At 43.8% G+C, this 685-nt stretch carries 2 protein-coding genes; both read left to right on the top strand.

All coding sequences use genetic code 11. The annotated features are described in order from the left end of the window. The coding region (locus D8792_RS11090) for an ACT domain-containing protein (RefSeq protein WP_125374017.1) at positions 1–251 on the top strand (251 nt) is incomplete at its 5' end. Between the two features lie 8 nt (positions 252–259). Continuing rightward, on the top strand, positions 260–685 hold a 426-nt coding region (locus D8792_RS11085), incomplete at its 3' end, for an L-serine ammonia-lyase, iron-sulfur-dependent, subunit alpha (RefSeq protein WP_185758461.1).

The following is a 685-nucleotide window of genomic DNA, read 5'->3' as shown; positions in this document are numbered from 1 at the left end:
GTTTCTCAGTCTCACTCAGCATGAATACGCCAACCATTATCATCGTCCACCAAGATGTTCCAGGTATGATTGCCCATGTAACGGAGGCTCTGTCCCGCTACAATATCAATATTGCTCAAATGACAGTGACTAGAGAAAAAGCGGGTGAGAAAGCGATTATGATCATTGAGGTAGATAGTCGTAGTTGCGAAGAGGCTATTGAAGAGATTCGGAAAATCCCCCATCTCCATAATGTCAATTTCTTTAAATAGGAGAAGAGATGTTTTATTCAATAAAAGAATTGGTTGAGCAGGCTGATTTAGATTTTAATGGCAATGTTGCTGAATTAATGATTGCGACCGAATATGAATTGACGGGTCGGGAAAGAGACGAAGTTTTACGTCTGATGAGTCGAAATCTTGAGGTGATGAAAGCCTCAGTCCTTCTTGGGCTTGACGAGAGCAAGTCTCGCAGCGGATTGACCGGTGGAGACGCAGCCAAATTGCACCACTATATCCAGTCGGGGAAGGCCTTGTCAGATTATACTGTGTTGACTGCTGCAAAAAATGCCATTGCTGTCAATGAACACAACGCTAAAATGGGCTTGGTTTGTGCTACACCAACAGCCGGTAGCGCTGGTTGCTTACCAGCCGTACTTACATCAGCGATTGAAAAACTAGATTTGACAGAGGAACAGCAATTAGAC

Source organism: Streptococcus cristatus, assembly GCF_003943505.1.
In the GTDB taxonomy this organism is placed as follows: Bacteria; Bacillota; Bacilli; order Lactobacillales; family Streptococcaceae; genus Streptococcus; species Streptococcus cristatus_E.
Note: the sequence above shows the minus strand (reverse complement) of the source record. Positions and strands in the feature narration are given on the sequence as shown.